Below are 7696 nucleotides of genomic sequence, written 5' to 3'. Positions count from 1 at the left end.
GGACAAGCATCGTCATTTTATTATGGTCAGCCTCAGGGTGAAGTGTGTCTAATCAACAGGGTTTTCGGTCTCTAAGTACTTTTTAAAGGGAACATCATCGACTCAAATCTCTATTTGCAACAGTGCCTTAAATAGTCCTATCATCCATAGGGCTTGAAAAAACGGCTCCAGAAGCCCCTTTTTTCTGGTTCTGGCTCAATATGTTCAGGGACTGGAATACGCTTATTTTCCTTTTGTTCCGGAGTAGTCAATCCGTCATCTTTCTGGTCTGGTTCTAGTTTAGGATTCTCTATCATCTCAGAATCAACAGGAGGAACAACTTTGTGCTCTTCTACCCCTGTTTTTGGTTGTTCAAGCTGACCTTTAAACTCAATTCTATGAGTCAAATCTTCTATGTGTTGCATCAAAGCCTTTTCTCTGTGATTGGCTAAGTCCAATTGATTTTTAAGTAATGAAATTTGATCTTTTAATACAGTTTCGACTTCTGACTGGACGTGTACATGTACATCCTTCTGTACGTGTTCAGTGCGTGTACTGGACTGAACACCTGAAGGATTTCCGTAGACTCTGATAAGTTCAGATAGATCTATAAGACCATCATGATCCCTTGATAATTCACCATTTTTTATAGCTTCGTATATTGTTGTACGTGATTTTTTAAAGGCTTTACTAGCGTCCATAACGCTAAATTTTGTTGTGTTCAATGGAATCCCTCAGTGCGTGTACAAGGATGTTCATCTGAACATTCTACCTAAACATGAAATTTATTTTGTATTAAAGCCTACTTTCTTTAGATAGGGGAGTAGCTCTTCAATTTTTTTGTTCAATAGTAAGGTCGACATTGAATTCTGCTAATTTTTCAATCCATCTATTACCTTCGTTGTTCTTAAAATCAGTTTTTATTCTTTCTACTAATTCGTCTGTAGTCTCACCAGATTCTTTGAATCTCAAGCTCAATTCTTCACTTTGAATTATCGTTAAATAAACCATTTTTGCAGTTATTTTATTTTGCGCTTGGTTACTACCAGTTTCACTTTGTTGATTAGCTCCAATAGTTTTCTTTTTTCTAACTATAAAATTAACATGACTAGCTTTGCGTCCTTCTTTCTTAACTGCTTTAAACTCAATAGTCAGTTCTGTTTTAGAGTTAATGTCATCAATATGAGGTTTAAGAATAGTACTTTTGAAATCTCTATATTCTGGGTATGAATTTTCTGCTAGACCTAAAGCACTTTTTAATTCTTTAATGGATACATCGAAATTAGAACGAAATTCATTTTGTACCAAGAATGGGTAAAGTTTTAAACCGTGACCATGTAAGGCAACAGCCGACTTAACTTTAAATTTTGTATACGAATTTTGTTTATTAAAAACATACATAATGTATAGGGCAAAATGCGTGAAAGAAATATAAAAACATCCATCCTTGTATGAGCATGTACTAATGAGTCTTGTTCGAATTTCTCGATCTTTTCCAGGATGATAAAAAACTACACTGTGGTCGTAGAGAGCATCTACTACTCGGTTTAAGGCTACATAAGCACTGCTTGGCTTTAAGCCCGTCAATTCAGCATATTCTTTAGCTGTTACAGTGAATTCTGTTGTTTCATTGGGATCTGATGCTAGCCGAACTTTAGGGCTAAAAAAGAATAGCAATTTTAGAATATCGTCTTTTGGTGATTTCTCATGCTTCAATTGCCAGAAAATATTTTGAAAGACAGCATAGTCTTTTGGATAACGTTTGGCAGGTGCTGCAAGAGGAAAAAGAGATTTGTCATGTTCCTCAAAATTTTTAATTTTCTTTAATGATACAGCCATCTAAAATCACTATTCTTCTATTATGTGGTGGTATTTTTAATACTATTCACCCCCACTTATTAAGTCAAGCATATCTTGATTACAACCTAACATTTCGCCCCCACTAACCTAACATTTCGCCCCCACTAACCTAACATTTCGCCCCCACTAACCTAACATTTCGCCCCCACTAACCTAACATTTCGCCCCCACTAACCTAACATTTCGCCCCCACTTAAAGTCAAAAACCTAACATTTCGCCCCCACTTAAAGTCAAAAACCTAACATTTCGCCCCCACTTTAGTGTCTGAAACACTGGTATAGCAACACATTGAGACTGGTCGTAAAGCTTTTTAAAAGCTTTTTAAAAGCTATTAAAAGCTTTTAATAAAGCTTTTAAAATTAATAAATGAAAAATTGCCCTTGGTTTTCGCTACGCTCAAACTCTATTGAATCTCGCTTTCGCTCGATTCGCCGGGGCAATTTTTTGGTTTATGTTTTCGTGAATTTAAGAAAAAGCAAAAGCAAGATCAAAAGCAACTCGGAATTCGCTTCGCTCATAGAGCTTTTTTACTCGCTACGCTCGGTCTAGGCTCAAATTTCTGCATATGATTTACGCTTATTTAGGCTTCACAGCTTAAAAAACGGTTTTTCAGAGAGTCTAGGCGCGAATTTTGGTGGTTCGCTCGTAGACACTCGCTCTATAGATGCTTATACAAGGCTTAAAATGGCGTTTTTTAGCCCGATTACAAAGTCATGTGATGAAATGATGGTTTTTGCTATGAAGTGGCTTAAATCGCAAATGAGAGCGAAATAGAGTTATTTTTATAAAGACAAACCCAGCCCCTAAGGGGCTGGGTTCTTAAAACCACTAGTTTGTACGTATTTATACTGCATCAACAGTTTGAAAATATCATTGTCGGCCAAGACAACTAATTTTCACGATTGTAGAATCGTTTTAAGACAGTTTTTTCGGTAAATCATGCTAGCCAAAGCATGTTGATACCACTCGAATATTACCGAAAAAAATCTGTTTTCAATCACCTTAAACATCACCAACTTATCGGCATAGACTTTCCCAATTAACAGCGCTTACGTTTTTATTCGCTCGAACTGTCTGCAACCTCGATGTAGCTAAGGTTTTGTACTGGTCTATTCTCTAACACTTCTAAAGACCGTCACCGATCACCACCTCGTTGTTTGCCTAGAATTGCTTTTCTGTGAACTCATCAATCAGAAATTAAATATCTACAACTCATACGGTGTGAAGTGCGCCCACGTTAGTTTCACTTGTCTTTGATTTCAATAAAAAACATTGAAATCGAGTAGTACGCTTATCTCTAACTTAACTAAAATCAATTCCATACTTCGCTAGACCGCAGTTCCAAGTCTTTTCTAGCTTATATTTCCTAGTTAAATTAATAAGGTAAAGCACTTACTCTACGCATATCGACTGCCATCAACTATTTTGTAGTTGTATGTTGACAGAGACGACCTTACAGGCTTGAGCTATCCATTGATCTGTCAGCAATTTGCAACGTATCTCTACGAATTCAGCAAATCACCGTACAGTACCGAACGATCCAGTTATTCACCTCACGCCCCTGACACCTTACGATGCCCTCAAAAGCCCACCTGTGCGCCTTGACTATGCCCTTGCGAAGCATCTGCCAAGCGGTTATTAACGCCATTCACCCAATCCTTGAGATGGCTCACCGTAACAAATAAAACAGGGTTAATTCACTAAGTTACCAGTCGCATGTTTTAAACGCTGATAACCCGTCAATTCCCGTGTCCGTGTCGCCCTACTTGCATCCTGTAAAAACAGGAACATAACTTTTGTAACAGGTAGAAAAGAGGAGTCACACCTCTCAGCCCCTATCGTAGCCGCGCCAGCTAGATTTCTCACGCACGCAGCTTCACCGATAAAAATTTTCACAACTTGGCACGTTGCGAAAATGGGTGATGTTGTTTGTTCATGGTTGGCAATCCATGAACAAACAATTTTTAAGGAAAATTGAATGTATGGATTGGCAGTCCAACGAAAAAACAATATCTACAAATCTGATCTTATGCGTATCAAATACCATGTCAAGTCGAATTTTTGGAACTGCTAATTATGCGATAGCATAATTCGGTTATAACTACCTATAACTAGTCTTTTAGATATAACTATTAAAAAAATCTTTGGAATACCTTTAAGAATCTACAAATGAAGGTATATTGATAATTAAATTTTTGGACTAAATAAGAAAAAATGATTTATTACACCACTGGCATAAAAGAGTTCACTCATACGACCCTTGCATGTTTCAGCAAAGGTTACGATTTGGGAATTTTGATTAAACCGAGCAGTTTTAGTAATGCAGAATCCATGCTTGAAAAGTGGAATGACCGCTATGGTTTGCTGAATACACCACAACAGCAGTATCGAAAATTTCTGTCCGGACAAAGTACGTTTTGTTGCATCGTTGCGAATGGCGGTTGTTTTCAGAAAGAAAATCTAACCGAAGCTGATTTTTATCGTTACTTGCGTGATAAATCGAAAAATGAAAATAAGTTATATACCCTTAGACCCCCGACTTTGCTTTTACTTTGCCGTGTAAATGACTTACTTCTACGTTTGCCTGATGGTGTGATTATTCAGAATAAATATGATCATCTTGATTATTTAAATGATCAAATTTCTAAACAGGTCAAAGGTGCTGAAACCTTTGGAAAGATATCCTTAACAGTGGGTGAATATACTTTTTTACAGCTCACAAAACGAGCCAAAAGTATCAAAGAATTGCAAGAAATGGGTTTAAGTGAAAATACCAAACATGCGACTAACTTTACATGGCGTTTGAAGCAAGAAGCGTTTGAGGCTGTGCGTCAACGTGGCGTTAATTTGGTAAATAGCTTTCAAAAAAATAAATCCAATACGGATGTAAAAGAACATTTTGAAAAGTACCTTTTAAGCCTTGAGGGCTATATTGGCTACCGTGGTGTACGTGTGCAGATCGGTAAGTTATATAGCATGTTCACGGCTTATTTTCAGTCAAAAATGAACCGTAGTTTTTTAGGTGCAGGTGGACGAAAGTTAAATCTAAGCTATGTCCGTGCTTCCACTCCAAAAATTAAAAATAATACGGAAATCCATACATATTTTAGGGCTATTAAAGACGAAGCCAATCAAAGCTCAAGAGAGCTACTTTTGGCATGGAAAAGCAGTGAGGAGGGTAAGAGGTTTTTAGCGTCCAAAAGCAGTGATGGCTATGTTTATAGCGATAGTTTTTACAAGGATATTGAGTGATGGCTAAAACCCCTTATTTCAATAAACGTAGGTGGCTTGAGAGCCGACAGGATGAAATTACCGAGCTGTACCGCACGGGTAAAAGTTGGCATGAAATTGTTGAGCATTTAAAAATTTCTCATGCCATGCCCTTTGCCCTGATTGAAGCCGATTTTTTTAAATATTGTGATTTTTTAGTTGATGAGGTTGCGACAAGTCACTTTGAGGAAAATATTGAGCTACAGCGACAGCTCACCGACTTTAAAAAGCAATTTTCTACAATAGAAAAAGCTAAAGAATCTCTAGAACAAGAGAATGAAGCCCTCAAAGAAAAAAACATAAAACTGACTGCTAGAGCAAAGCAGTTGATTCAAGAGTCTAAAGAGCAGGATGAATTTAATGAGGAAAGTCAAAAAATCAATGCCGATCAAGCGAAAAATCTTATTCAGCAGATCAATTTAAATAAACAACTGGAGCAATCCAATACTGCGCTATCACTTAAAAATGAACAGCAGAGCGAAAAATTAGAAAAAATTTCAAAATATATGGATGCTATTCAGGCTGAAATGGATAAGTTTTCAATGTCAGAGGTGGAGTATAAGGAGAAAATTAAAATAGCTCATGATACGATTTTTAGGCTTAAAGCAATGCTAACAGTGCTACTTGTAATATTGTTAGGTTTCGCCTTTAAATCAGGTTTATTTGCGTAGAAAAGACGATTTCACAGAAGATGCGACATTATGTAAATTTGGAGTATAGCCTAACGGAACAAAATAAAGTCTTAAAAAGCAACTCAAAAACCGTATTTATAGACTTAATATTTAATTTCGGTACAATATGTATTTAATTATCTAAACTCTAACGGTACAGAATGCCTAATCAGGTCGGATATATTCGAGTCAGTTCAACTGAACAAAATACTGAACGTCAATTAGATGGAATCAGCCTGGATAAGACCTTTACTGAAAAGGCAAGCGGTGGTAGCCGTGAACGTCCTCAGTTAAATGCAATGCTCGACTATCTGCGTGAAGGTGATACGGTGCATGTTCATAGTATTGATCGTCTGGCACGTAATACAAATGATCTGAACGAAATTGTGAATAGTCTGAATGATCGTGGTATAACCATTATTTTTCATAAAGAGAATTTGACCTTCAGTCATGATGTAGCACAATCGGCAATAAATAAACTCATGTTTCAGATGCTTGCTGCATTTGCAGAGTTTGAACGCTCCATGATCCGTGAGCGTCAAAAGGAAGGAATTGCAAAAGCCAAAGCGAAGGGCTTATATAAGGGAAGAAAGCGGAAGGTTGACTATGTTGAAATACGAAAAGCAATGGCTGAAGAAAATTCAACATTTAGAGGTGTTGCAGAAAAGTTTAAAGTAGGGATAGCAACAGTACAAAGAGCTTTAAAAGAAGAAACTAATAATCAATAAGGTTGATTAATGAAGACGCTTAGATATTCAAATTTAGAAAAGATCATGACCATTTATACTGAAATTTCTACTTATATTACATTTCATAATGCGACTGGTTTAACAGATATAAATAAATCAATGGAAGATTTTTGAACCGTACCGGGTTTGTCGGAGACCAAGCTTTCTGAGAGAATGTCCCGATGAAAAAAGTAAAATATACCCCTGAAATCAGAGAAAGAGCGGTTCAATTATTGATTGAATCCGAGAAAGATTATCCATCGAATTGGGCTGCGATCACCGCTATTGCTCCCTGAGCAGTATACTGCGCAAGGGTTGTACTCCTGAAACACTACGTGTTTGGTATCAAAAATATTTAGATAAACAAAATCCAGTTAAAGTACAGCAGCTTTCAGACCAAGAACGTATCAAACAACTCGAACGCGAAAATAAAGAACTGCAACGCGCCAATGAAATTCTACGTAAAGCAGCCGCTTTTTTCGCCCAGGCGGAGCTCGACCGCCCACACAAATAATGGTGGATTTTATCCATAATAATAAAGAGCTGTACGGAGTCGAGGCGATTTGTAGAATTTTACCGATCGCACCTTCAACCTATTACCGGACTCTAGATCTCTGTGAAAATCCAGAACATCGAGCAAAGCGAGATTTACATGACTTGCATCATGCTGAGGAGATTAAACGAATTTGGAAGGAAAGTTCAGGTCGGTATGGTGTACGTAAAGTCTGGCAAAAACTGAAACGTGAAGGCTATATTATTGCGCGCTGTACTGTTGCTCGATTAATGCAAAAGCTAGGTATAAAAGGTGTTTGGCGTGGTAAGAACAAACAAACCACCCGTAGCCGAGATGATCAAAAACGAGCGGATGACTTGGTAAAACGTAATTTTACTGCTGATCATCCTGACCAACTGTGGGTGAGTGACTTTACGTATATTCAAACAAATTCAGGCTGGGTTTATACTGCATTTATTATTGATGTGTTCTCACGAGCAATTGTTGGATGGAAAGTATCGACACGGATGAATACAGATATGGTGCTCGATGCATTGGAGCAAGCATTTAGGGCGGCAGAGGGGGCTGGAACGCTGAGTGCGCCCATGCCGCATTGCGAAGCAAAAGATAATCGGATAAAATGTAGCAATTCATATTCGTAAGCGTGGAGTAATCAGATGGGAAATTCCAAGTC

Annotated in this window: 5 protein-coding genes, 2 pseudogenes and 1 other annotated feature; of the genes and pseudogenes, 5 read left to right on the top strand and 2 right to left on the bottom strand. The window is 37.6% G+C overall.

All coding sequences use genetic code 11. From position 1 onward, the window contains the following. Nucleotides 1–75: pseudogene (locus FTU36_RS16085) on the top strand (IS6 family transposase); the annotation flags it as partial. A gap of 65 nt (nucleotides 76–140) precedes the next feature. On the opposite strand, the gene FTU36_RS16080 reads toward FTU36_RS16085, so the two are convergent. Continuing rightward, complete coding sequence (locus tag FTU36_RS16080) at nucleotides 141–680, bottom strand: plasmid replication DNA-binding protein (protein ID WP_096902770.1); 540 nt, start codon at nucleotides 678–680, stop codon at nucleotides 141–143. A gap of 130 nt (nucleotides 681–810) precedes the next feature. Continuing rightward, nucleotides 811–1818: a replication initiation protein gene (locus FTU36_RS16075; RefSeq protein ID WP_096902771.1), complete on the bottom strand. Its 1008-nt coding sequence runs from the start codon at nucleotides 1816–1818 to the stop codon at nucleotides 811–813. Between the two features lie 2353 nt (nucleotides 1819–4171). On the opposite strand from FTU36_RS16075, the gene FTU36_RS16070 reads away from it, so the two are divergent. From FTU36_RS16070 to FTU36_RS16055, 4 genes and pseudogenes are all read left to right on the top strand, one after another. Beyond that, nucleotides 4172–5092 carry a hypothetical protein gene (locus FTU36_RS16070; protein WP_180118541.1) on the top strand — a complete coding sequence of 307 codons (921 nt, stop codon included), beginning with the start codon at nucleotides 4172–4174 and terminating at the stop codon, nucleotides 5090–5092. Continuing rightward, nucleotides 5092–5781: a hypothetical protein gene (locus FTU36_RS16065; protein ID WP_180012498.1), complete on the top strand. Its 690-nt coding sequence runs from the start codon at nucleotides 5092–5094 to the stop codon at nucleotides 5779–5781. The genes FTU36_RS16070 and FTU36_RS16065 overlap by 1 nt, the downstream gene beginning before the upstream one ends. A gap of 161 nt (nucleotides 5782–5942) precedes the next feature. Further along, nucleotides 5943–6509 (top strand): recombinase family protein, encoded by a 567-nt coding sequence (locus FTU36_RS16060; RefSeq protein WP_006581699.1) that lies wholly within the window; start codon nucleotides 5943–5945, stop codon nucleotides 6507–6509. Nucleotides 6510–6691: 182 nt separating this feature from the next. Then, nucleotides 6692–7664, top strand: a pseudogene (locus tag FTU36_RS16055) (IS3 family transposase). Then, nucleotides 6981–7097: a sequence feature (AL1L pseudoknot), on the top strand. It overlaps the preceding pseudogene by 117 nt. Nucleotides 7665–7696: the final 32 nt, after the last annotated feature.

It is taken from the genome of Acinetobacter sp. YH12096, from assembly GCF_013419215.1.
GTDB lineage: Bacteria > Pseudomonadota > Gammaproteobacteria > Pseudomonadales > Moraxellaceae > Acinetobacter > Acinetobacter amyesii.
The sequence above is the reverse complement of the archived record's forward strand: the minus strand, read 5'-3'. Positions and strand labels throughout refer to the sequence as shown.